Source organism: Novosphingobium sp. MD-1, assembly GCF_001014975.1.
Classification (GTDB): Bacteria; Pseudomonadota; Alphaproteobacteria; order Sphingomonadales; family Sphingomonadaceae; genus Novosphingobium.
The window spans coordinates 341637-363660 of record NZ_BBXA01000033.1 but is presented as its reverse complement, the minus strand read 5'-3'; the positions used below and the strand labels follow the sequence as shown (position 1 = coordinate 363660).

Annotated in this window: 21 protein-coding genes; 14 read left to right on the top strand and 7 right to left on the bottom strand. The window is 68.6% G+C overall.

Annotated features, from left to right (window positions below):
• Nucleotides 1–4: 4 nt before the first annotated feature.
• Together NMD1_RS19345 and NMD1_RS19340 are read left to right on the top strand one after the other, a co-directional pair.
• Nucleotides 5–445: an SRPBCC family protein gene (locus NMD1_RS19345; RefSeq protein ID WP_125956615.1), complete on the top strand. Its 441-nt coding sequence runs from the start codon at nucleotides 5–7 to the stop codon at nucleotides 443–445.
• 53 nt (nucleotides 446–498) lie between these two features.
• On the top strand, nucleotides 499–981 hold the full coding sequence (locus NMD1_RS19340; RefSeq protein ID WP_125956613.1) for a GFA family protein: 483 nt from the start codon (nucleotides 499–501) through the stop codon (nucleotides 979–981).
• A gap of 35 nt (nucleotides 982–1016) precedes the next feature.
• On the opposite strand, the gene NMD1_RS19335 is transcribed toward NMD1_RS19340, so the two are convergent.
• On the bottom strand, nucleotides 1017–2852 hold the full coding sequence (locus NMD1_RS19335; RefSeq protein WP_125956610.1) for a DUF885 family protein: 1836 nt from the start codon (nucleotides 2850–2852) through the stop codon (nucleotides 1017–1019).
• Nucleotides 2853–3018: 166 nt separating this feature from the next.
• Between NMD1_RS19335 and NMD1_RS19330 the strand changes: the two genes are divergently transcribed.
• Together NMD1_RS19330 and NMD1_RS19325 are read left to right on the top strand one after the other, a co-directional pair.
• Nucleotides 3019–3378, top strand: coding sequence for a hypothetical protein (locus NMD1_RS19330; RefSeq protein WP_124808437.1), 360 nt, complete (start codon nucleotides 3019–3021; stop codon nucleotides 3376–3378).
• Nucleotides 3379–3387: 9 nt separating this feature from the next.
• Complete coding sequence (locus tag NMD1_RS19325) at nucleotides 3388–3588, top strand: hypothetical protein (RefSeq protein WP_124808438.1); 201 nt, start codon at nucleotides 3388–3390, stop codon at nucleotides 3586–3588.
• Nucleotides 3589–3641: 53 nt separating this feature from the next.
• Here the strand turns inward: NMD1_RS19325 and NMD1_RS19320 are convergent, their stop codons facing one another.
• Nucleotides 3642–4298 (bottom strand): alpha/beta hydrolase, encoded by a 657-nt coding sequence (locus NMD1_RS19320; RefSeq protein ID WP_124808439.1) that lies wholly within the window; start codon nucleotides 4296–4298, stop codon nucleotides 3642–3644.
• A gap of 138 nt (nucleotides 4299–4436) precedes the next feature.
• Here NMD1_RS19320 and NMD1_RS19315 point away from each other — a divergent pair, with 138 nt between their 5' ends.
• The 5 genes from NMD1_RS19315 to NMD1_RS19295 all read left to right on the top strand — a co-directional run bounded on the left by NMD1_RS19315 (nucleotide 4437) and on the right by NMD1_RS19295 (nucleotide 10164).
• A complete protein-coding gene (locus tag NMD1_RS19315) occupies nucleotides 4437–5504 on the top strand; it encodes a cysteine desulfurase family protein (RefSeq protein WP_125956607.1) in 1068 nt (355 codons plus the stop codon).
• Entirely contained in the window at nucleotides 5501–6607 is a 1107-nt protein-coding gene (locus tag NMD1_RS19310) for a cysteine desulfurase family protein (protein WP_125956605.1), read from the top strand. Before NMD1_RS19315 ends, NMD1_RS19310 begins: the two co-directional genes overlap by 4 nt.
• Nucleotides 6586–6918: a 2Fe-2S iron-sulfur cluster-binding protein gene (locus NMD1_RS19305; RefSeq protein ID WP_124808442.1), complete on the top strand. Its 333-nt coding sequence runs from the start codon at nucleotides 6586–6588 to the stop codon at nucleotides 6916–6918. Before NMD1_RS19310 ends, NMD1_RS19305 begins: the two co-directional genes overlap by 22 nt.
• 73 nt (nucleotides 6919–6991) lie before the next feature.
• Complete coding sequence (parC, locus tag NMD1_RS19300; protein WP_125956602.1) at nucleotides 6992–9286, top strand: DNA topoisomerase IV subunit A; 2295 nt, start codon at nucleotides 6992–6994, stop codon at nucleotides 9284–9286.
• A gap of 104 nt (nucleotides 9287–9390) precedes the next feature.
• Nucleotides 9391–10164: an SDR family NAD(P)-dependent oxidoreductase gene (locus NMD1_RS19295; protein WP_125956600.1), complete on the top strand. Its 774-nt coding sequence runs from the start codon at nucleotides 9391–9393 to the stop codon at nucleotides 10162–10164.
• A 38-nt stretch (nucleotides 10165–10202) separates the two neighbouring features.
• Here the strand turns inward: NMD1_RS19295 and NMD1_RS19290 are convergent, their stop codons facing one another.
• Both NMD1_RS19290 and NMD1_RS19285 read right to left on the bottom strand, forming a co-directional pair.
• Nucleotides 10203–10541 (bottom strand): hypothetical protein, encoded by a 339-nt coding sequence (locus NMD1_RS19290; protein ID WP_125956598.1) that lies wholly within the window; start codon nucleotides 10539–10541, stop codon nucleotides 10203–10205.
• A gap of 66 nt (nucleotides 10542–10607) precedes the next feature.
• Complete coding sequence (locus NMD1_RS19285) at nucleotides 10608–12683, bottom strand: protein-disulfide reductase DsbD domain-containing protein (protein ID WP_125956596.1); 2076 nt, start codon at nucleotides 12681–12683, stop codon at nucleotides 10608–10610.
• A 132-nt stretch (nucleotides 12684–12815) separates the two neighbouring features.
• Between NMD1_RS19285 and NMD1_RS19280 the strand changes: the two genes are divergently transcribed.
• Both NMD1_RS19280 and NMD1_RS19275 read left to right on the top strand, forming a co-directional pair.
• On the top strand, nucleotides 12816–14519 hold the full coding sequence (locus NMD1_RS19280) for an alkaline phosphatase family protein (protein ID WP_125956883.1): 1704 nt from the start codon (nucleotides 12816–12818) through the stop codon (nucleotides 14517–14519).
• Nucleotides 14520–14560: 41 nt separating this feature from the next.
• On the top strand, nucleotides 14561–15778 hold the full coding sequence (locus NMD1_RS19275; RefSeq protein WP_125956880.1) for a UbiH/UbiF/VisC/COQ6 family ubiquinone biosynthesis hydroxylase: 1218 nt from the start codon (nucleotides 14561–14563) through the stop codon (nucleotides 15776–15778).
• A gap of 3 nt (nucleotides 15779–15781) precedes the next feature.
• Here NMD1_RS19275 and NMD1_RS19270 read toward each other — a convergent pair whose 3' ends face one another.
• From NMD1_RS19270 to hemC, 3 genes are read right to left on the bottom strand one after another with little or no spacing between them, the layout of a single operon-like run.
• Nucleotides 15782–16702, bottom strand: coding sequence for a hypothetical protein (locus NMD1_RS19270; protein WP_125956594.1), 921 nt, complete (start codon nucleotides 16700–16702; stop codon nucleotides 15782–15784).
• A gap of 31 nt (nucleotides 16703–16733) precedes the next feature.
• The gene (locus tag NMD1_RS19265) at nucleotides 16734–17417 is read right to left on the bottom strand and encodes a uroporphyrinogen-III synthase (RefSeq protein WP_125956590.1); all 684 of its coding nucleotides are present in this window, start codon (nucleotides 17415–17417) and stop codon (nucleotides 16734–16736) included.
• Between the two features lie 16 nt (nucleotides 17418–17433).
• Nucleotides 17434–18402 (bottom strand): hydroxymethylbilane synthase, encoded by a 969-nt coding sequence (gene hemC / locus NMD1_RS19260; protein ID WP_125956588.1) that lies wholly within the window; start codon nucleotides 18400–18402, stop codon nucleotides 17434–17436.
• Between the two features lie 45 nt (nucleotides 18403–18447).
• Between hemC and tsaD the strand changes: the two genes are divergently transcribed.
• The 3 genes from tsaD to NMD1_RS19245 are packed head-to-tail and all read left to right on the top strand — an operon-like array spanning nucleotide 18448 to nucleotide 22011.
• Entirely contained in the window at nucleotides 18448–19512 is a 1065-nt protein-coding gene (gene tsaD / locus NMD1_RS19255) for a tRNA (adenosine(37)-N6)-threonylcarbamoyltransferase complex transferase subunit TsaD (RefSeq protein ID WP_125956585.1), read from the top strand.
• On the top strand, nucleotides 19509–20528 hold the full coding sequence (locus NMD1_RS19250; protein WP_125956583.1) for an NAD(P)H-dependent glycerol-3-phosphate dehydrogenase: 1020 nt from the start codon (nucleotides 19509–19511) through the stop codon (nucleotides 20526–20528). The genes tsaD and NMD1_RS19250 overlap by 4 nt, the downstream gene beginning before the upstream one ends.
• Nucleotides 20521–22011 carry a lipopolysaccharide biosynthesis protein gene (locus tag NMD1_RS19245; RefSeq protein ID WP_233497830.1) on the top strand — a complete coding sequence of 497 codons (1491 nt, stop codon included), beginning with the start codon at nucleotides 20521–20523 and terminating at the stop codon, nucleotides 22009–22011. Before NMD1_RS19250 ends, NMD1_RS19245 begins: the two co-directional genes overlap by 8 nt.
• Nucleotides 22012–22024 lie beyond the last annotated feature (13 nt).

Sequence of the window (22024 nt, the reverse complement as noted above, 5' to 3'; positions counted from 1 at the left end):
GAGGATGCACGAACTGTCGATCACCCGCCATATCGCCGCACCGGTGGAGCGGGTGTGGGATGTGCTGGCCAACCGCCAGGAGGAATGGTGGTGTCCGAAGCCGTGGTACGCCAAGATCGTGGAGCAGGATCGCCGGCCGGGCGGGCGGTGCGCGATGGTGATGTACGGCCCCGACGGCGAGGAAATGCCGCAGGAAGGCGTGTTCCTGGCCTGGGATGAGGGGCGGCGCTTCGTTTCGACGGATGCGGTGACGGCGGATTTCCAGCCGGCCGGGCCGTTCATGATCGGCATCTGGGAAGTCGCGCCCGAGGGCGATGGCACGCGCTATACCGCTTCGGCGCGGCATTGGACCGAGGAAGCCATGCGCCAGCATGCGGAGATGGGCTTCGAGGCGGGCTGGAACGCTTGCACCGATCAGTTGCAGGCGTTGTGCGAAAGCGCGTGAGGCGTTGACGGCCGCCGGCGGGCTGCGCATCCTGTCCCGAGAGGGAGAGGATCATGACCGTCTTTGCTGAAGGCCGCTGTGCATGCGGCGATGTCCATTACCGGCTGCTGGATGCGCCGATCGTCACGCATTGCTGCCATTGCCGCTGGTGCCAGCGCGAATCGGGCAGCGCCTTCGCTCTGAACACGGTGATCGAGACCGATCGCGTGGAAGTGGCGCAGGGCGCGCCCGAACACGTCATGACGCCATCGCAGAGCGGGCGTGGTCAGGAAATCGTGCGGTGTCCGGCGTGCAAGGTGGCGCTGTGGAGCCACTATGGCGGGGCGGGCGACAAGGCCGCCTTTGTGCGCGTCGGAACGCTGGACAATCCCGACCTGTGCCCGCCGGACGTGCACATCTTCACCGAAAGCAAGCAGCCGTGGGTGCTGTTGCCTGACGACGCGGAAGTGTTCGCGCAGTTTTATCGCGGGCCAGACGTGCCGCGCCTCTATGGCGAAGATGGCGCGGCCCGCTGGGGCGCGTTGCGCGGACGATAAGGCAGGCGGATCGTCCGCGTTCGAGTGTGGCGGCGCTATTTTCCGGCCGTGCGGATATATTCGTCGATGTTGAGCCCCAGCACGTCGAGCGGAACGTTGCCGCCGCCGACCACCGCATCGTCGAAATCGCGCAGGTCGAAGCGAGCGCCCAATGCCGCCTTTGCGCGGGCGCGCTGGCGCAGGATCTCGCTATGGCCGATCTTGTAGCCGCAGGCTTGCCCCGGCCAGCTGCAATAGCGATCCACCTCGCTCGTCACCTCGTCGATCCCCGATCCGTTGGTCTCCGCGAACCAGCGGATCGCCTGCTCGCGCGACCAGCGGCGGGCATGCAGCCCGGTATCGACCACCAGGCGGCAAGCGCGGAAGGCGATTGACTGGAGATAGCCGAGCTGGCCGACCGGATCGCCATCGTAGGCGCCCAGTTCGTCGCCGAGCGTTTCGGCATAGAGCGCCCAGCCTTCGGTGTAGGCGTTGAATGCCAGAATCGCACGGATCACCGGCAGTTGCTGCGCGTATTCGCCCTGCCAGACGTGGCCGGGGAGGGCTTCGTGATGGACCAGCGTGGGCAGGCTGTACTTGCTGTGCAGGCGCGTGGTGTGGAGGTTGATCCACATGCGCCCGGGCACCGAGCCGTCGATCGATCCGGGGCCGCCATAGGCGCCCGGCGCGCCCGGTTCCTCGGCCAGCGGCAGCCGGCGGACTTCCACATTGCCGCGCGCCAGCTTGCGGAAGGCCAGCGGCAGCTTCCCGCGGATGAAGTCCAGCCGCTTCTGGATGAACGCGACGATCTGGGCGCGTCCTTCGTCGTTGTCGGGGAACTGGAAGCGCGGGTCGCTGCCCAGCGCGGTCATGCGTTCGCCAACGGTGCCCTTGGTGTAACCGAGCCCGCGCAGGATCGGGTCCATCCGCGCCTGCAGCGCCTTCAGTTCCTCCTGTCCGAGCTGGTGGATTTCGTCGGGCGTCATGCGCGTGGTGGTGCTGGCGCGCAGCGCCCAGGCGTACCACGCTTCGCCGTCGGGGCGGGTGCTCATGCCCGCGTCGGAGGTCGCGCTGGCGCGCTGGCGTCGCAGTTCGGCGATCTGGCGTTCGAGCGCCGGGACGACCTTGCCGGTGGCGATGGAGCGCGCCCGGCCGGCCCAGTCGCCCGCGATGCCTTTCGCCTTCGTGCGCCGGTCGATCGAATCGACCAGTCCGCCACCCTGGCGCGCGTCGGCCAGCGAGGCTTCGAGTTGCGCCAGCGCCTTGTCGAGCAGGAAATCGGGCGCGATCACTCTCTGCGCTGCCGTATCGCGCAGGCGGTCCGTTTCGGCGTCGAGCGTTCCGGGATAGGCGGCGAGGCGGGCGAGATAGGCTTCGGCATCCGACGCATCGGCGATGGGATGATCCGAATCGAGAAACTTCGGCACGTCGAGATAGGCGCCGACGTTCTGGATCACGACATAGGGCGTGTTGCGGTAATTGCCGACGGTGATGTCGCCATAGGGCAGGGCGAACCCATCGAGCGCGGTCTGGTAGGCGCTTTTGACCACGGCCAGGCTGGTGCGCGTGGAATGGTCGAGGCCGGAGGCATCGGTGGCGGCGATCCGGGCCAGATCGGCGCGCAGCAGGGCGGCGATGGCACGTTGCGCGGCCGCCGACTTGTCCCCCAGCTTCGCGCGCAGCGCGGCGTGCGCGCCCGTGTCGATGCCAAGGCTTGTGGCGGTTTCGGGGAAGAAATCCAGCAGCCGCCACGCGATGCCGTCGAGCAGGGCGTTGGCGTCCGCCGCCGAGGCGGGGGCTGCGCGGGCCGGGATCGCGAAGGCGGCGGCGGTGGCGCCCAGGCCGCCCAAGGCGGCGCGGCGGGTGATTCCGTTCGTTTCGTGCGTAACCATGCCGCAACCCTGTCCGCGCGGCGGTGGGAAGTCAAACAGGGCTTGCCGGCTCCGGCTTTTTGGCTTTGTCCAGCACAACTTACGCTGCGCTGGCGAATGTTGCACTGGAACTGTCGCGTGGTGCCGCTAGGCTGTGGTTCGGAGCCCAATCGCAGGAGTCTTCCCCATGAGCATTTTCGATTCGATTCTCGGCCAGATCAGCAGCAACGTTGATGTGAAGAACCTTGCCGCGAAGGTTGGCATCGATCCCGCGACGGCCGAAACCGCCATCGCTGCATTGGCCGCCGGCCACCAGGCCAAGGGTGACACGATCGAGACCGCCGCCGCCAATTCGGGCGTCGACGCTGGCGTGCTTCAGCAGATCGTGGGCCATATCGGTGGCGAAGGTTCGCTCGGTCAGTTCGCCTCGATGATCGGCAGCCATCCGGAAGCGCTGGGCAAGGTTACCAGCTTTCTCGACAAGGATCAGGATGGCAGCGTGATCGATGATATCGCGGGGATGGCGCAGGGCTTCCTCAAGAGCTAACGCCTATCGATGCTCGATGCTGTCCTGTCCCTGCTCATGCTCGCCGCCATCGCGTTGGCAGGCGGCGCGTTCGTCCTGTTCCGGCGCGGGGAGCGCAAGCGCCCCGTGCTGATGCTGGTGCTGGCGGCGGTGATGCTGGTGAACCTCGGCATCTGGACGCTGCCCGATGCCGGGGGCAATACGCTGGCGCAGAATACGCAGCCGCAATAGGGCTTTGCCCAGCTGACCGGCGGGCCGTGCCTAAGCAGGCCCACCGGTTCCGGTCACTTGATCGGGCAGTCCGGCGAAAGCCGCATGTCCAGATAATTGTCGACCGACTTCATCAGATCGTCGAGTTCGTTCTCGAAGAAGTGATTGGCGCGCGGAATCTCGTCATGGTGGATCGTGATGTGCTTCTGCGTGCGCAGCTTGTCGACCAGCTTCTGCACCGCGTTGGGCGTCACCACCGTATCGGCGTTGCCCTGCACGATGATGCCCGAGGCGGGGCAGGGGGCGAGGAAGCTGAAGTCATACATGTTGGCCGGCGGCGCGACCGAGATGAAGCCCCGGATTTCCGGACGGCGCATCAGCAACTGCATGCCGATCAGCGCGCCGAAGCTGTAGCCGGCGATCCACGTGGTCGAGGCTTCGGGGTGGATGGACTGCACCCAGTCGAGCGCGGCGGCCGCGTCCGACAGTTCGCCGATGCCGTTGTCGAAGCTGCCCTGGCTGCGCCCGACGCCGCGGAAGTTGAAGCGCAGCGTGGCGAAACCGCGCGCCACGAAGGTTTTGTACAGGGCCTGCGTGATGCGATCGTTCATCGTGCCGCCGGCTTGCGGGTGCGGATGCAGGATCATGGCCACTGGCGCGCGCGGCCGGGTGGCGGGCTGGAAGCGGCCTTCAAGGCGGCCTTCGGGACCGGGGAAGATGACTGCGGGCATCGTGTGACCTGGTTATCCTGCTTGCAAAGCCGCGCCGGCGGAAAATGCCGGGGCTGGGAATTGGAACGAAGGGCTATATAGAAACGCCGCCTCCGAAAGCAATGTTTCCGGCGCGATCATAACGGGACACGTGATTCCTTGCCTGCCGAACCGCTCTATCTCGATCATGCCGCCACCACCCCGCTGCTGCCGCAGGCGCGCGCCGCGCTGGAGCAGGGCTTCGATGCCTGGGCCAACCCGTCCAGCCCGCACAAACCCGGCCGCGCCGCGCGCGCCTTGCTGGAAAGCGCGCGGGCGCGGGTGAAAGCCGCGCTGGGGTGGGAGCGCGAGGCGGTGTTCACCAGCGGGGCGAGCGAGGCGCTGGCCCTGGCAATCGGCCGCGTCAAAGTGAGGCGAGTTGTTGTCGCGGCGGTGGAGCACGAGGCGGTGCTGCGTCCTGCCGGGGCGGATGCGGAGCGCCTGCCGGTCGATGCGGACGGGCGGGTGGATCTTGCCGTGCTGCAAGCGCTGCTGGCCGATGGTCCGCGCGCGCTGGTCTGCGTGCAACAGGTCAACAGCGAGACCGGCGTGATCCAGCCGCTGGCGGAGATCGCGGCGCTGGTGCGCGCCGCCGGCGGCATCCTGCTGGCGGACGCGGCGCAGGGCGCAGGCAAGATCGCCTTGCCCAATGCCGACCTGATCGCGCTTTCGGCACACAAGTTCGGCGGGCCGATCGGCATCGGTGCGCTGCTCATTCGCGATTTCGCGCTGCTGAAAGCGCCCGGCGGGCAGGAACGCGGCTATCGCGGCGGCACCGAGAACCTGCCCGGAGCGCTGGCCATGGCGGCGGCGCTGGAAGTCGGCGATGGCTGGATGGCCGAAGCGGGCCGGCTGCGCGGCCTGCTGGACGCCCAGTTGCAGGCGGCGGGGGCGGAGATCATCGCGTCCGCCGCGCCGCGCTGTCCCACGATCGGCGGCTACCGGATGCCCGGCATTTCATCGGCCGCGCAGTTGATTCGCTTCGACAGCGCGGGGATCGCGGTATCGGCCGGTAGCGCCTGTTCCTCGGGCAGCCTGCGGCCCAGCCATGTGCTGTCCGCGATGGGCCTCGATTCCAAGGCGGCCGGCGAGGTCCTGCGCGTGAGCATCGGGCGCGAGACGGACGAGGCCGCGATCACGCGGTTCGTGGCGGTTTGGCGGGACATCGCCGGGAGCGTGCGGGCGTGATCTATCTCGACTATCAGGCGACCACGCCCCTTGCGCCCGAAGCGCGCGAGGCGATGATGCCCTGGCTGGCGGGGCCGGAAGCGATGGGCTTTGCCAATCCGCACAGCCCGCACCGCGCCGGGCGCGCCGCGGCGGCGGCCGTGGAGGTGGCGCGCGAGCAGGTGGCGGCCTTGCTGCCGGCGGGCGGGCGCGTGATCTTCACCTCGGGCGCGACCGAGGCGCTCAACCTTGCCATTTTCGGCAGCGGCGCGCGGCGACTGGCGGTTTCCGCGATCGAACACGCGGCGGTGCTGGATACCGCGCGCGCCGCCGATCCCGGCGTGGCGCTGCTGCCGGTCGATCCGCAGGGGCTGGTCGCTGCCGACGTGCCATTGCCGGCCGGGGCCGATCTGGTTGCGGTGATGCAGGTCAACAACGAGATCGGCACGATCCAGCCGGTCGCCGAACTGGCGCGGCGCGCCCATGCGCAAGGCGCGCTGTTCCTGTGCGATGCGGTGCAGGGCGCGGGCAAGATCGCGCCGCCGCCGGACGCGGACCTGATCGCCATCTCGGCGCACAAGCTTTACGGCCCCAAGGGCATCGGCGCGCTGTGGGTGCGCGACGGGATCGACCTGAAGCCGCTGATCCATGGCGGCGGGCAGGAAGGCGGGCTGCGATCCGGCACGCTTTCGCCTGCGCTCTGCGCCGGCTTCGGCGCGGCGGCGGCCTTGTGCGCAACGCTGCGGGAAAGTGATGCGGCGCATGTGGACAACTTGTGGAAAAGGGCGCGCGGGGCGCTGGCCGGCTGGACGCTGAACGGCAGCGCGACGGCGCGCTGGCACGGCAACCTGAACCTGCGGCTGGCCGGGCTGGATGTGGCGCGGCTGTTGTCGGAATGCCGGAACGTGGCGTTTTCGGCGGGTTCGGCCTGCGCCAGCGGTTCCGGCAGGCCAAGCCATGTCTTGCGCGCGATCGGACTTTCGGACAGGGATACCAAAACCGCGATCCGGCTAGGCTTCGGGCGCTATACGAGGGAAGAGGATCTGGATGAGGGTGTCGCGGCGATCATCGCCGCGGCTGGGTCGCAGGGAGTTGCATTGCCATGGTCCGAGTCACCTTCGTAACGCCCGAAAACGAGCGCGTCGTGGTCGACGGCGCGGAAGGACAGCGCCTGCTGGAACTGGGCCAGAACGCCGGAATGCCGCTGGAAGGCACGTGCGAGGGGCAGATGGCCTGTTCCACCTGCCACGTGATCGTAGCGCCGGACTGGTTCGACCGGTTGCCCGCCGCCGTGGACGACGAGGAAGACATGCTCGATCTGGCCGCCGGCGTCAGCCGCACCAGCCGGCTGTCGTGCCAGATCCTGCTGACCGCCGATCTCGATGGGCTGGAAGTGCGCATCCCGGCCGAGGCGCGGGACATGCAGCGCGTCTGAAACCGCCCGGAAAGCGGGGGATTTCGGCATCCACGGAGTTCCCCTGTCCGCTTCGCGTTGCTAGGACGTTCACATGGCGACCGATACCACCGATACTGGCGAGCCCGATCCGTTCGACGCGATCGTCGATGCGCCTTTCGATTCCGCCCTTTCCGAACGCTATCTCGTCTATGCCCTGTCGACGATCACTGCGCGGTCGCTGCCGGATCTGCGCGACGGGCTGAAACCGGTCCACCGTCGCCTGCTGTGGGCCATGCGGCAGTTGAAGCTCGATCCCACCGGCGCGTTCAAGAAATCGGCGCGCGTGGTGGGCGACGTCATCGGCAAGTATCACCCGCACGGCGATGCCTCGGTCTACGACGCCATGGTCCGTCTCGCCCAGGATTTCGCTCTGCGCTATCCGCTGGTCGAAGGGCAGGGCAATTTCGGCAATATCGATGGCGATAACGCCGCCGCCTATCGCTACACCGAAGCGCGATTGACGCGCACCGCGATCCGCCTGATGGCGGGGCTGGATGAAGGCACCGTCGATTTCGTGCCGACCTACAACGGGGAAGAGGAAGAGCCGGAAATCTTCCCCGGCCTGTTCCCCAACCTTCTTGCCAACGGCGCCAGCGGCATTGCCGTGGGCATGGCCACCAACATCCCTAGCCACAACGTGGCCGAGATTGTCGACGCCACGCTGCTGCTGATCGACAACCCGCATGTCGAACACGCGCAGTTGATGGAAGTGTTCCACGGGCCGGACTTCCCCACCGGCGGCGTGGTGGTGGACAGCGCGGCCGCTATTTCCGCCGCCTATGAAACCGGGCGGGGACCGATCCGTGTGCGCGGGCGCTTTTCCACCGGGCGCGGGGAGGACGGCGCGTGGGAGGAAACCGGCGTCGAGAAGCTGGGCAGCGGGCAATGGCAGCTCGTGGTCAGCGAAATCCCCTACATGGTGCAGAAGGGCAAGCTGATCGAGCAGATCGCCCAGCTGATTGCCGACAAGAAGCTGCCCATTCTGGAAGATGTGCGCGACGAGAGCGACGAGCATATCCGGCTCGTGCTCGTGCCCAAGAGCCGCAACGTCGATCCGGAGCTGCTCAAGGAGTCGCTCTACCGGCTGACCGACCTCGAAACGCGCTTCGGTCTGAACCTCAACGTACTGGATTCACGGCGAACGCCGGGCGTGCTGGGACTCAAGCTGATCCTCCAGGAATGGGTCATCAGCCAGATAGACATCCTGCTGCGCCGCACCACGCACCGGCTGGAAAAGATCGCGGCGCGGTTGGAGCTGCTCGAAGGCTACATCATTGCCTATCTCAACCTCGACCGGATCATCGAGATTATCCGGACCGAGGACGAGCCCAAGCCGGTGATGATGGCGGAATTCGGCCTGACCGACCGGCAGGCCGAGGCGATCCTCAACATGCGGCTGCGCAGCTTGCGCAAGCTGGAGGAAATGGAACTGCGCAAGGAGCGCGACGAACTGCTGGCCGAGCAGGACGATCTCCAGAAGCTGCTCGACAGCCCGGCGCGCCAGCGCACGCGGCTGAAGCGCGATCTGGCCGCGCTGCGCAAGGAATATGGCGAGGATACCCCGCTTGGCCGCCGCCGTACCACCATCGCCGAGGCCGCGCCGACGCGCGAATTCAGCATGGACGCGATGATCGAGAAGGAGCCGGTAACGGTGATCCTTTCTCAGCGCGGCTGGATCCGGGCGGCGAAGGGGCATCTCCCGCTCGATGGCGATTTCAAGTTCAAGGAAGGCGATGGTCCCGCCTTCGCGCTCCACGCGCAGACCACCGACAAGCTGCTGTTCGCGGTGGATAATGGCCGGTTCTATACGCTGGGCGCGGACAAGCTGCCCGGCGCGCGCGGCTTTGGCGAGCCGATCCGCACGATGGTCGATATCGATCCCGACGCGCACATCGTTGCCGTCCTCCCCTATCGCGCCAAGGGGCAGCTCCTGCTGGCGGCGAACAGCGGGCGCGGCTTCGCGGCGGAGATGGACGAACTGCTGGCCGAAACGCGCAAGGGGCGCGGCGTGGTCACCACCAAGCCCGGCGTGAAGCTGACCGTGGTGCGCGAAATCGCGCCCGAACACGATCACGTCGCCGTGGTGGGCGACAACCGCAAGCTGGTGGTGTTCGCGCTCAGCGAAGTGCCGATCCTGGCCAAGGGGCAGGGCGTGGCGCTCCAGCGCTATCGCGATGGTGGCCTCTCCGATGCGATCACGCTGCGGCTGGAGGACGGCCTCTCGTGGTCCATGGGCGGCGAAAGCGGGCGGACGCGGACCGAGCGCGACCTGATGCTGTGGAAGGTGGCGCGCGGCGCGGCGGGCCGGATGCCGCCGACGGGCTTCCCGCGCGACAACAAGTTCTGAAGCGGGCGGCTGATACAGCGCATTTCGGATTCGCGGCGGCTCCGCCGATGTGTTAACCGGCCGGTTAAATCATCGGCCGGATGATACATCGGAAGGAGAGGACGTTGGACAAGCCCCGCTATTCGCTCGAAGGCCGTATCGCGCTGGTCACCGGTGCGTCGTCCGGGCTGGGCGCGCATCTGGCGCGGCTCTATGCCGCCGCCGGCGCGGCGGTGGTGCTGGGCGCGCGGAGAGTGGAGCGCACGCAGGCGCTGGCCGATGCCATCAAAGAGGCGGGCGGCCGCGCGTTGTCGGTGGCGATGGACGTAACCGACGAAGGCTCCATCGTGGCCGCGTTCGATGCGGCCGAGGCCGCCTTCGGCGCGCCCGACGTGGTGCTGGCAAATGCCGGCTTGGCCGAAGCGGGTCGTTCGATCGATCTTGAACTTGATCGCGTAAACCGCGTGATTGAAACGAATTTCACCGGAGTTTACCTGACCGCGCGCGAAGGCGCCCGGCGCATGATCGCGGCGGGATCGAAGCAGAGCGAGCGCGGGCGGATCATCCTGACCGGATCGATCACGGCGGACATGACCGGGCAGGGCGATTCCGCCTATGCCGCGACCAAGGCGGCGGTTGCCCATCTCGGCCGCCAGTTCGCGCGCGAATGGGCGCGGCTGGGCATCAACGTCAACGTGATCCAGCCGGGCTATATCCGCACCGAGATCGATGGCGACTGGTTCGACAGCGAAGGCGGCAAGGCCCAGATCGCCAGCTGGCCGCGCCGCCGGCTGGCCGATGCCACGGTGCTGGACGACATGGCGCTGTTCTTCGCCTCGGACGCATCGCGGCAGGTAACCGGCGCGCATATCTCGCTGGATGACGGGCAGTCGCTTTAGGGCGGCGTCTGGCCAGGCCTAAAGCGGTCTGTTCCGCTTTAGCGGAGCCGGGCTCCTGCCAGAACGCGAACCGGATCACCGTTTTCGCGGAACGATAGAAACAGGAGGTAGGGCAACAGAAAACCGGCCCCGCCAAAGAATGCCACGAGCGCCAGAAACAGCCCCCCTGCCGAAAATCCGTTTCGCCACGCGGTCCAGAGAGCGGAGAGAACGAGAAAGCACAGGAAATCGAGGTTGAACTGGCCGGGCCAGGAAACCGTTGCGATGTCGCCGAAGAAAATGGGCAACAAGCCCATGCCATGGCGCGCAATCACGAATACCGTGTAGCCCGCGAGTGTGACCCAGAGGCCCAGCAGGAGAGTGCGGAACGCCTTCATGCCGCCAGCTTGCCATTGGGTGCGGCAGTCCGCAATCCCGCCGTGGCGGTAAGCGCCGATCCGGCGCTACTTCCCCGCCGGCAGCCCGGCGAGCAAATCAGGTGTCAGCACTTGCGGCAACGGACGGGGTTCTCCGCCGCCGGCCGGATACCACAGGTATAGCGGTACGCCAGCCGCGCCCTGCGCGGTAAGGAAGCGGGTGATGGCGGGGTCGCGACGGGTCCAGTCGCCCACCAGCACCACAACGCCGGCCTTGCGGAAGGCATCGCGCGTGGTTTCGCGTTCGATCGCCACGCTCTCGTTGACCTTGCACGAGAGGCACCAGTCGGCGGTGAAATAGGCGAACACGGGTTTGCCCGCCTTGCGCGCCTGCGCGAGCGCGGCTTCGCTGAACGGCTGGGCGTCCAGCAGCCCGGCTTCCGCGGCGCCGCCTGTGGCGCTAACCGTGCGGGGCAACAGGACCACCGCTGTCGCGGTCAGAGCGATCGCGGCCAGGGTGCCGGCGAGCGGGCGGCGTCCGTCCCGTTGCTCGCGCCGCACGAGATAGAGCGCGCCGACCAGCGCCACGGCGAGGGCGATAGCGAGCAGGCCGAAGGTGCCGCCGCCCAGCCGCCAGGCCAGCCAGAACAGCGCGAGCAGGGTAAGGCCCATCGGCACCGCCATGGCGCGGCGGAACGTCTCCATCCACGCGCCGGGCCTGGGCAGCAGGCGGCGCAGCGCGGGAACGAAGCCGATGGCGAGGAACGGCAGGCCAAGGCCCAGACCCAGCGCGGCGAAGACCGCAAGCGCCGCCCACCACGGCAGGACCAAGGCCGCGCCGACCGCCGCCGCCATGAACGGGCCGGTGCAGGGCGTGGCGACGAACGCGGCGAGCAAGCCGGTGCCGAACGCGCCTTTGGCGCCGGAGGAACCGGCACCGGGCGCACTTTCGAGCGAGAGGCCCGGCATCTCGTAAAGCCCGGCGAAATTGGCGGTGATCGCGGTGGCGAGCAGGACCAGCAGCGCGACGACCCACGGTTCCTGCAACTGGAACGCCCAGCCCACTTCCTCACCCGCTGCACGCAGGCCGAGCATCACGCCGCCCAGCAGGATGCAGGCGAGCATGACGCCGGCGGTATAGGCCATGCCTTCGACATGGGCCTGATGGTTGTTGCCGCGCGCCAGGGCCAGCGCCTTGAGGCTGAGGATCGGGAAGACGCAAGGCATCACGTTGAGCACGAGGCCGCCCGCCAGCGCACCGAGGATTGCGGTGAGCAGCGTGGCCAGCGAGAAGCCGGCGGCCGCCGTCCCGCCGACCGGCGTGCCGCCTTCTGGCACTGGCCCCGCGCGCGCGACCAGCGCGATGCCGCCCGCGTCTCCGCCCAGTGCCAGAACGCCTGAAAGCGTGGTCGGCTGTTCGGCAGATGGCCCCTTGGCGCGGCCGAGTTCGGCGATCAGCGTATCGCCGTGCCGGTAGAATTTCTGCGGCGCGGCGTAATCGGCCAGTCCTTCGGAGGCGACGAAGAAATGCGGCTGGCCGATCCGCGCGCTGGCCGGGAACGGGATGGCGATGCGCAGCGCCTTGCCGGTGAAGGCAAACGTGCCGGCGCGGTCGAGCGGGGCGGGCAGCGCGGCACGCCAGCCGGCGAAGCGGGTGTCGGCCGTGCCGGCGGTCCCCACGGTCACCGTGCCTTGCAGGTCGGCCTCTTCGGGCACGCAGATCTGGTCGGTACAGGCGAGCCAGCGCGCCTTGGCGGCGATGGGCAGCGTGGTGCCGGGCTTTGCGTCCCGGGGCAGCGTCAGCGGCACGAGCACGGCATAGTCATGCTCGTAGACGTGGTTCATCAGGCCGGAAAGCAACAGCGTCTGCGGCACGGGGAATTCGGGCGCCTCGGCCTTCGCGCCGGCGGGCAGCGTCCAGTTGAGCGAGAGGCCGAAGCCGGCATCGCCCGGATTGGACCAGTATCCGTGCCAGCCTTTTTCGGGCTGCATCAGCAGCGCGAGCGTGACCGTCTCCCCCGGAGCGACTGGCTTTTCCGCCAGTAGCGAAGCCTGGATGTGGTTGGCCAGCGCCGCAGAGGGCGCGCCCAGCAGGGCAAGACATACCGCCGTCACAAAAGCGGTTATGGTACGCAGGGTTAGCAACGAAGCCACGGGACGCATGGACCGACCGGACAAGAGGGAACGAGCATGTCTCAGCCCCCTTGCGCCGGAGCCGGCGTGGGGCCTAGACGGGGTCTAGGGTCAGTGCCTGTCCAAGTCCAGTGCGCGCCCTTCTGGAGTTCCTGAGTGCCCATGATCCGCTGCAACAAGATCGCCCTGCTGCTCGCTGCCGCCGCGCTGCCGTTCTCGCCCGCCGCCGTGGCCCGGCCGGCCAATGCGCCCAAGCCTGCTTCGGCCCCGGCCCCGGTCGAAGCGCCGGCGCCGGCCCCGAAAGGCCCGCCGCGCCTGCTGGTGGCGATCGCGGTGGACCAGTTCTCGGCCGACCTGTTCGCGCAGAACCGGCAGACCTTCACCGGCGGGCTGGCGCGGCTCGAACGCGGCATGGTGTTCCCTGCCGGATACCAGTCGCACGCGGCGACCGAGACGTGCCCCGGCCATTCCACGATCCTGACCGGCAACCGCCCGGCGCACACCGGGATCATCGCCAACAACTGGATCGACCTGTCCGCCGCGCGCGACAACAAGGTGATCTATTGCGCCGAGGACGAGACCAGGACGGCGGCGAATTCCAAGGACTACGTCGCCTCGGTGGGGCATCTGATGGTGCCGACGCTGGGCGAGCGGATGAAGCAGGCCAACCCCGCCAGCCGCAACATCGCGGTTTCGGGCAAGGACCGCGCCGCGCTGATGATGGGCGGCCATGTGATCGATCAGGTCTATTGGTGGAAGGGCAACGCCTTCACCACGCTGGAAGGCCGTTCGCTCGGCCCGACGGCGGTGGCGGAGAACGCGGCGGTGGCCAAGGTGCTGGCCGCCGGCGCGCCGGCGTTCGATCTGCCGGCATGGTGCGTGGCGAAGGACCGCGCGATCACCGCCGGCACCGCCACGGTCGGCACCGGCCGCTTCCCGCTGGCGAAGGACGATGCCACCGGCTTTCGCGTCTCGCCGCGCCTCGATCGCGCGACGCTCGATCTGGCGACGAAGCTGGTCGACGAACAGAAGCTGGGGCAGGGCAGCGCGCCCGACATGCTGGCGGTGAGCCTTTCCGCCACCGACTACATTGGCCACGGCACCGGCACGCAGGGCGCGGAAATGTGCATCCAGGTCCACCAGCTCGATCTGGCGCTGGGCGATTTCTTCGCCGGGCTGGACAAGCGCGGGATCGACTATGCCGTGGTGCTGACCGCCGATCATGGTGGGTTCGATATGCCCGAGCGGCAGGATGAACAGGCCATGCCGCAGGTGACGCGCGTCGATGCCGCGCTCCAGCCCGATGCCATCGGCAAGGCGGTCGCGGAAAAGCTGGGGCTCGATCCCAAGGGGCTGATCCGTTCCGACGGGCCGGCGGGCGACATCTGGTTGCGCCGGGATCTGACGGCGGAGCAGAAGGCCCGCGTCACCGAGGAAGCCAGGGCGATGTTCGCCGCGCATCCGCAGGTGGCCGCCGTGTTCACCGCCGCCGAAATCGCGGCGACGCCGATGCCATCCGGCTCGCCCGAGACGTGGTCGCTGATCCAGCGTGCCCGCGCCTCTTACTATGCGCCGCGGTCGGGCGATCTGCTGGTCCTGCTGAAGCGCGGCGTGGTGCCGATCGCCAAGCCGGGGCCGGGATATGTGGCGACGCACGGATCGCCGTGGGACTATGACCGGCGCGTGCCGATCCTGTTCTGGCGCAAAGGCATGACGCCGTTCGAGCAGCCGGGGCCCGTCGAGACGGTCGATATCGCGCCGACTCTCGCCGGTTTGATCGCGCTCAAGGCGCCCGAGGGGGCATTTGACGGAAGGTGCCTCGATCTCGATGCTGGACCGGGTGACACATGCGGAGCGAATCGTTGAGCGCAAGCGAATCTGAAATGGCCCCAATGACGGCCCCGGAGATGCCACCGGTGACGGCTGATGTCGTGATCCTGGGCGGAGGCCTTGTCGGCATGACGCTGGCGATCGGGCTGGCGCAGGCCGGCATCGCCAGCGTGGTGGTGGACAGCTCCGACCCGGCGGCGCAGACCGCCGACGGATTCGACGGCCGCGCCTCCGCCATCTCCACGGCAAGCTGGAACCTCTATACCAACCTCGGCATGGGTGAGGAACTCGCGGCCAAGGGCTGCCCCATCGACGCCATTGCGGTGACCGACGCAATGAAGCCGGGCCGGATCGATTTCCGCCCCGGCGCCGCCGATGGCTCGCTGGGCCGGATGTACGCCAACCGCGATCTGCGCATCGCGATGTATGCCGCCGCCGCGCGCGAGAAGGCGATCACGTTCCTGCCCAACGCCCATGTTGCCACCCGAGAACGCGACGAACATGGCGTGGCGGTGACGCTGACCGACGGGCGCGTGCTGAAGGGGCAGTTGCTGGTCGCCGCCGAGGGCCGCCGTTCGCCCACGCGCGACGAGGCGGGGTTCACGCCCGCGCGCTGGGACTATGGCCACCGCGCGATCATCACCGGGCTCTATCACGAAAAGCCGCATGAGAACGTGGCCTGGGAAGTGTTCTATCCGGCAGGGCCGTTCGCGCTGCTGCCGCTGCTGGACGAAGCGGACGGCACGCACCGTTCCGCGCTGGTCTGGACCGTGGCGGAAAAGGATGCGGCGGGCGTGCTGGCTCTGCCCGAAAGCGCGTTCCTGTCCGAAGTGGAAAAGCGGATGCACGGCATCTTCGGTAAGATTCGCCTCGCTTCGCCGCGATCGTCGTACCCGCTGAACTTCCACCACACCGCGCGGATCGTGGACACGCGGCTGGCGCTGGTGGGCGATGCGGCGCACGGGATGCACCCGATCGCGGGGCAGGGCCTCAACGTTGGCCTGCGCGACGTGGCGGCGTTGGTGGAAGTGCTGTCCGATGGTATGCGGCTGGGGCTGGACGCAGGCGACGCGCAGCTTCTGGCGCGCTACGAGCGCTGGCGCGCGGCGGATACCTTCATGGTGGCGGCGGCGACCGATGTGCTGACCCGCTTGTTCGGCATTCCTGGGCGCATTCCCAGCGCGATCCGCCGCTTCGGCATGGCGGGCGTGCAGCGCGCCGCGCCGCTCAAGCGCTGGTTCATGGACGAAGCGCGGGGGATGAGCGGGGCCTTGCCGGCACTGCTGCGCGGCTGAGGTCTAGCCCGCGGTTCCGGTAGAGGCTGTCGCCGCCGGTTGCGGCGCGGACGGCGGCATGATGGGCCGTGACGGAACGATCGTGGCGGGCGGTGGCGGAGTGGGCGTGACCAGCGCGGCGGTTTCCAGCTGGTCGAGCGCGTGCTGGGTCATCACATAGTCGCGCGCGTGGGCCAGCCATTCGGTTGCCGCGTCATGCCCCGGCATCCGTTCCACTTCGATGATCGCCATGTCCACGCGGTTGCCGGCCAGGAAGCTGCGCACGCGGTCCACCCGCCGTTCGGGAGAGGGCGAGGGCATGTCGTCATGCCGGATAACGAACAGGTTGCCCATCTCGCGCTTGAACCACTGCCAGCCGCCTTCATCGGGCGAACCGCCGGTCAACTGGGGGCGCAGGCGTTCGAAGTCTTCGGACAGCGATCCCAGCGTCACAGGCTTGCCCGCCGCCGAGATCACACGGTCCACCGCATTGGGCTGGCTATCGCCGAAGCGGATGCGCAACTGTGTTTCCAGATAGCCCAGCTGTTGGCCGCGTTCGATGGCGCGGCGCGCGGCGAAGGCCGCCAGCAGCGCTTCCGCATGCGTCGCCTGCCCCGATGCGGCAGAGGCTTGCTGGTTGAGTTCGGCCAGTCGCTGTTCCAGCGCGGCGAGCTTGGCGGTTGCTCCAGCCACGGCGGCATCGTTCGCGGCCCTTTCACCGGCGCTGACGAGCGGTAGCGGCGTTGGCGGCGTGGCAGGCGCTGCGGGGGAAGGGCCGAAATTCACGCCGTTGGCGCCGAGCGTCAGCAGCCCGTTTTTCCAGGCCAGCCAGCCGACGGCCACGGAAACAGCGACGAGTAACAGCAGCCCGACCAGAACGGTTGTCCAGCCACGCCGTCCGCGGCGCGGAATGCTTCCCGGCTGCATGGTTGTCGTATCCTGCATTTTACTTTTTCGTTTGTCCGTTGCCCCGATGTCACACGGTCTGGCACATTTGCAAGGCCAGCGCCAGCAGCGCGTGATCGGTTCTTTCCGGCGCTATTCCGGTCTTGAGCCAACCTTTCCCCGCCATTTCGCCGATTCGTGGTGCAAGGCAGGCAATCGCGATGGCGCGATGGTTTATATTCGATTCGGTTGTTTCTTTCGCGAAATGCCCCGCCGCTTCGCCGGAATGCAGCGCAACGATCGCGCCTTCCCGCAGGATCGCCTGCAAGGCCGGGGGCAAGGGGAGCGCGCGGACGGCATAGACCACCCGCGTTTCCAGCAAGACTCCGGCCGGCTGCAGCAGCGGCACGCGCTCCTCTCCGGCAAGGCGCAGATACCGGCCGGCGGCCAAGTGCTCCACCACCGGTTGCAGCCCGCCAGAGCCGGTTTGGGCGACTTCGAAGCCGGCGGCGCGCGCCGCGTCCGCCGTGGCGGCGCCCACGGCATGGACGGGCAGGATGCGCAATGGCTCCAGTGTTGGCCCGCCGTGCCGGAAGACGTTGGCGCTCCCGGCGAGCAATCCCGTGAAACCATCGGGTGATGGCGCATCCCATGACAGCGGCGCGACCTCGAACAGGGGAAAGCCGCGCGCGTCGATGCCCATGGCGCGTGCGCGGTCCACGGTTTCGCGGTTACCCGGTTCGGGGCGGATCACGATGAGCGGCAAGCCGGCCATGCCTTGTCCGTCCCGTTCAGTGCAGCGCCGTGCCATGGAAGTGGGCGCGGATGCCTTCGGGCGCTTCGGCTAGCAGGCGGTCGGCAAGGCGGGCGGGGGCGGTTTCGTCGTCGGCGGAGAAGCGCTCCGTCGCCTCCACGCGTAGCGCGCCGTCTGGACTGAACAGCGCCGCGCGCAGCGTCAGCCCATCGCCATCGGCCTGCGTATGAAGTGCGATGGGGCTGTGGCAATTGCCACCCAGCGCCAGCAGCAGCGCGCGTTCGGCGCGGACGGCGGCATGGGTCGGCGCGTGATCGATCGCGGCCAGCCAGCCGCGCAGATCGTGCCGCGCGGTCAGGCATTCGATGCCGATCGCGCCTTGCGCCGGAGCCGGAAGCCAGTGATCGGTGGGCAGCGGATGCCCTACGCCCGTCTGGTTCAGCCGCGCGAGCCCGGCGGCGGCCAGCAGCGTCACGTCCGCTTCGCCGGCCTGCAACTTGGCGAGCCGGGTGGCGACGTTGCCGCGGAACGGCACGATCGAAAGGTCGGGCCGGGCGTGGAGCATCTGCGCTGCCCGGCGCGGCGCGCTGGTGCCCACCCGCGCGCCGGGGGGGATCGCCGCGACGCTTTCCGCGCCCACCAGCACGTCGCGCACGTCGGCGCGGGGCAGCACGGCGGCGATCGCCAGTTCCGCCGGGCGGATCGTTTCCACGTCCTTCATCGAATGGACGGCGAAATCGATCTCGCCCGAAGCCAGCCAGCCATCGAGTTCCTTGGTCCACAATGCCTTGCCGCCGATCTCGGCCAGCGGACGGTCCTGGATGCGATCCCCGCTGGCGATGACGGGCACGATTTCCACCGTTTCCGTGGGCCATCCATGCGCCGCGCACAGCCGGTCGCGCGCCTCGTGCGCCTGCGCCATGGCGAGCGGAGACTGGCGCGTGCCCAGCCGGAGTGCGGTTGCCGGAGCCTGCGCGGGGCTATCTTGGAGGAAAGTCTGGATCATGCGCCGCTTGCCGTACCTGCGTTTATCTCTAAGGGAAAGCTCCCCATGGCCCTGATCCTCGGTATCGAATCTTCCTGCGATGAAACCGCCGTCGCCATCATCGATGGCAGCGCCGGTTCGCTGGAGGCGCGCATCGTCGCGCAGCGCATTGCCTCGCAGGACGCCGAACACGCGCCCTATGGCGGCGTGGTGCCCGAGATCGCCGCGCGCGCCCATGCCGAAGTGATCGCGCCGATGGTGGGCGCGGTACTCGCCGACGCGGGCCTGACGCTGGAGGACATGGACGCCATCGCCGCGACCGCCGGGCCGGGCCTGATCGGCGGCGTGATGGTGGGGCTGGTCACCGGCAAGGCGCTGGCCATGGCGGCGGACAAGCCGCTGATCGGCGTGAATCATCTGGAAGGGCACGCGCTGTCGCCGCGCCTGGCCGATCCCGATCTGGCCTATCCCTATCTGCTGCTGCTCGTTTCGGGCGGGCATTGCCAGATCCTGGAAGTGCGCGGACTGGGCGATTATCGCCGGCTGGCCACGACGATCGACGATGCGCTGGGCGAAGCCTTCGACAAGACGGCCAAGATATTGGGCCTCGGCTATCCGGGCGGGCCGGCGGTGGAGCGCCTGGCGCGCGCGGGCGATCCGCGCGCAGTGCCGTTGCCGCGCCCGCTGGTGGGCAGCGGGGAGCCGCATTTCTCGTTCGCCGGCCTGAAGAGCGCGGTGATGCGCGCAAAGGATTCGGGCCTTCATGCCGATGCCGATATTGCCGCCTCGTTCCAGCAGGCCGCGATCGATTGCGTGATCGACCGGACCCGACTGGCGCTGGAGTCGGTGCGGGATTCCGGGGCGGAGGGCATGAGCGCGCTGGTGGTGGCGGGGGGCGTGGCGGCCAACGCCGCGTTGCGCGGGGCGCTGGAAACGCTGGCCGCCGGCTTCGGCCTGCGGCTGGTGGCCCCGCCGGGCAAGCTGTGCACAGATAATGCGGCGATGATCGGCTGGGCTGGCGCGGAACGCTTCGCTTTGGGATATACGGACCCGCTCGATCTGCCGGCGCGCCCGCGCTGGCCGCTCGATGCCAATGCCGCGCCGGTGCGCGGCGCGGGGGTGAAGGCATGAGCCAGGGAGTGGGGGCCGGGGACAGCGCCGCGATCGGCGTCGTCGGCGCGGGGGCATGGGGCACCGCGCTGGCGCAGACTCTGGCCAGCGACGGGCGCGCGGTGCTGCTTTGGGCGCGCGAGGCCGAGCTGGTCGATCAGATCAACACCGAACGGCGCAACGCGCTGTTCCTGCCTTCAGCGACGCTGCATCCCACCATCCGCGCCACCGGCGATCTGGCGGAACTGGCGGCACTTCCCGTGCTGCTGGTGGTGACGCCGGCGCAGCATCTGGCCTCGGTGCTGGGCGCGATGGGGCGCAAGGGCGGCGATCTGGTGCTCTGCGCCAAGGGAATCGAGGCGGGCACGGGGCGGCTGATGGCCGACGTGGCGCGCGACGTGGCGCCCGATGCCGAGATCGCCGTGCTGTCCGGGCCGACTTTCGCGCACGAGGTGGCGGCGGGCCTGCCCACCGCGATCACGCTGGCCTGTGCGGGCGGCGAGGCGCAGTGGCAACGGCTGTCCGCCGCTATCGCCCGGCCGACGTTCCGGCCTTACTATTCCGACGACGTGACCGGTGCGGAGATCGGCGGCGCGGTCAAGAACGTGCTGGCCATCGCCTGCGGCGTGGTCGATGGGCTGCAACTGGGCCAGAATGCACGCGCCGCGTTGATCAGCCGGGGCTTTGCCGAAATGCAGCGCTTCGGCATGGCGATGGGCGCACAGGCGGAAACGCTCTCGGGCCTGTCGGGCCTTGGCGATCTGGTGCTGACCTGTTCGTCCACCTCCAGCCGCAACTTTTCGCTGGGCAAGGCGCTGGGCGGAGGAACCAGCGCGGCGGCGGCGCTGGCGGACCGCGCCACGGTGGCCGAAGGCGCGTTCACCGCGCCGGTGCTGGCGGACCTTGCCCGAAGCAAGGGCATTTCAATGCCGATCGTGGAAGCCGTGGCGGCGCTGCTCGATGGCCGGATGCCGGCGCGCGAGGTGGTCGCACACCTGCTGTCTCGCCCCCTGCGCGCGGAAAACCCGCTTGGCTGACGATACCGAACAGAACGATATTGCCGCGCTGGCCAAGGGCGGGAGGACGAATTTCTTCGGCTTCCTGCTGCGACTGGCGGCGCGCATCCCGTTCCTGTTCATCGCCGGACGCCTCTATGGCGCGGACGAGCTGGGGCGCTTCGCCTCGGCCACGATCGCGGTGGAACTGGCCGCGCAACTGGCGACGCTGGGGCAGAAGCGCGGGCTGGCGCAGCAACTGGCCAAGGACGATCGGCCTGCAGCAGCGGTGGTGGCCGACGCCCTGCTGCTTTCCGGCCTGGTTTCCGCGGTGCTGGCGGTGCTGCTCTATGTTTTCCCGGCGCCGATGTTCCCCAGCGGCGAATTCACGCCGCTGCAACGGCTGCTGCCGTTGACGATCCTGCCGCTGGCGCTGGGCGATATCGCGCTGGCGGCGCTGGCCTATCGCTTCGACGTGGGCACCACGGTTCGCGCACGGGCGGTGGTGGAGCCGTGGACGCTGTCGATCGCGGCGGGCGGGCTTTGGCTGGCGGGCACCTATTACTTCCCGCTGCGCGAAAGCGGGCTGATCCTGTCCTATGTCGCGTCGATCTTCGGGGCGACGCTGACGGCCTTCGTGCCGCTGCTGCGCAGCTATGGCCTGCCGCGCGTGTGGTCGCCGCGCCCCGGCGATCTCCTGCGGCTGGCGGGGCGCAACCTGCCGCTGGCCGGTGCGGACGCGGTGGAATGGGGCACCCGCAAGCTCGACATCTTCATCCTGGGCACGTTCGCGCCGCCGGCGGCGGTGGGCGTGTACTATGTGGCGCAACAGGTCGCCTCGCTGCCACAGAAGCTCAAGACCAGCTTCGAGCCGATTCTAGGCCCGGTCATCACCCGCAATCTGCGCGAAGGCAATTATGCCGCGATCGCCCGGCAGGTGTGCCAGGCCGGATTCTGGATCACCGCCGCGCAGGCCGGCATCGCGCTGGCGCTGGGCATTCCGGGGACCGGCGTGATGGGGCTGGTGGGGCCGCATTTCGTGGCCGGCACCGGCGCGCTGGCATTGCTGCTGACCGCCGAGGTCGTCGCGGCGACCGCGGTGGTGAGCGAGGCCGCGCTGATCTACGTCGCGCGGGTGCGCAACCTGTGGATCAGCCTGGGCACGATCGGTCTGCAGGCCGCGCTGACTGTGGGCTTGATCCTGCTGGCGAAGAACATGGGCTTCAACACGCTGGTGCAGGCCGCGGCCGCGGCCGCCGCGCTCGCCCTGTCGCTTGCGCTGTCATCCCTGCTCAAGGCGCGGCTGCTTTCGCGCATTCTGGGCGAGAGCATCAACAACTGGCGCTGGGCGCTGGTGTGGGCGGCGGTGCCGGCGGTGCTGGTCGGCTGGTTCGTCAAGATGCTGCCGGAATGGGCGGAACTCGCCTTCGGCATCCCGGCCATCCTGGGCGTCTATTGCCTTGTCATCTGGAAGCGCGGATTCGGGCCGGAAGACCGCGTGCTGTTCCGCAAGCAGACGGCCTGAGCCCACCAGTAAC

Excerpts from the sequence above, each read along its gene's own strand:
- NMD1_RS19340 (WP_125956613.1), top strand. The coding sequence starts at position 499 with ATGACCGTCTTTGCTGAAGGCCGCTGTGCATGCGGCGATGTCCATTAC.
- NMD1_RS19305 (WP_124808442.1), top strand. The coding sequence starts at position 6,586 with ATGGTCCGAGTCACCTTCGTAACGCCCGAAAACGAGCGCGTCGTGGTC.
- parC (WP_125956602.1), top strand. The coding sequence starts at position 6,992 with ATGGCGACCGATACCACCGATACTGGCGAGCCCGATCCGTTCGACGCG.
- NMD1_RS19265 (WP_125956590.1), bottom strand. The coding sequence starts at position 17,417 with ATGGCCGGCTTGCCGCTCATCGTGATCCGCCCCGAACCGGGTAACCGC.
- hemC (WP_125956588.1), bottom strand. The coding sequence starts at position 18,402 with ATGATCCAGACTTTCCTCCAAGATAGCCCCGCGCAGGCTCCGGCAACC.
- NMD1_RS19335 (WP_125956610.1), bottom strand. The coding sequence starts at position 2,852 with ATGGTTACGCACGAAACGAACGGAATCACCCGCCGCGCCGCCTTGGGC.
- NMD1_RS19330 (WP_124808437.1), top strand. The coding sequence starts at position 3,019 with ATGAGCATTTTCGATTCGATTCTCGGCCAGATCAGCAGCAACGTTGAT.
- NMD1_RS19285 (WP_125956596.1), bottom strand. The coding sequence starts at position 12,683 with ATGCGTCCCGTGGCTTCGTTGCTAACCCTGCGTACCATAACCGCTTTT.
- NMD1_RS19325 (WP_124808438.1), top strand. The coding sequence starts at position 3,388 with ATGCTCGATGCTGTCCTGTCCCTGCTCATGCTCGCCGCCATCGCGTTG.
- NMD1_RS19345 (WP_125956615.1), top strand. The coding sequence starts at position 5 with ATGCACGAACTGTCGATCACCCGCCATATCGCCGCACCGGTGGAGCGG.
- tsaD (WP_125956585.1), top strand. The coding sequence starts at position 18,448 with ATGGCCCTGATCCTCGGTATCGAATCTTCCTGCGATGAAACCGCCGTC.
- NMD1_RS19290 (WP_125956598.1), bottom strand. The coding sequence starts at position 10,541 with ATGAAGGCGTTCCGCACTCTCCTGCTGGGCCTCTGGGTCACACTCGCG.
- NMD1_RS19250 (WP_125956583.1), top strand. The coding sequence starts at position 19,509 with ATGAGCCAGGGAGTGGGGGCCGGGGACAGCGCCGCGATCGGCGTCGTC.
- NMD1_RS19280 (WP_125956883.1), top strand. The coding sequence starts at position 12,816 with ATGATCCGCTGCAACAAGATCGCCCTGCTGCTCGCTGCCGCCGCGCTG.
- NMD1_RS19320 (WP_124808439.1), bottom strand. The coding sequence starts at position 4,298 with ATGCCCGCAGTCATCTTCCCCGGTCCCGAAGGCCGCCTTGAAGGCCGC.
- NMD1_RS19270 (WP_125956594.1), bottom strand. The coding sequence starts at position 16,702 with ATGCAGGATACGACAACCATGCAGCCGGGAAGCATTCCGCGCCGCGGA.
- NMD1_RS19275 (WP_125956880.1), top strand. The coding sequence starts at position 14,561 with ATGCCACCGGTGACGGCTGATGTCGTGATCCTGGGCGGAGGCCTTGTC.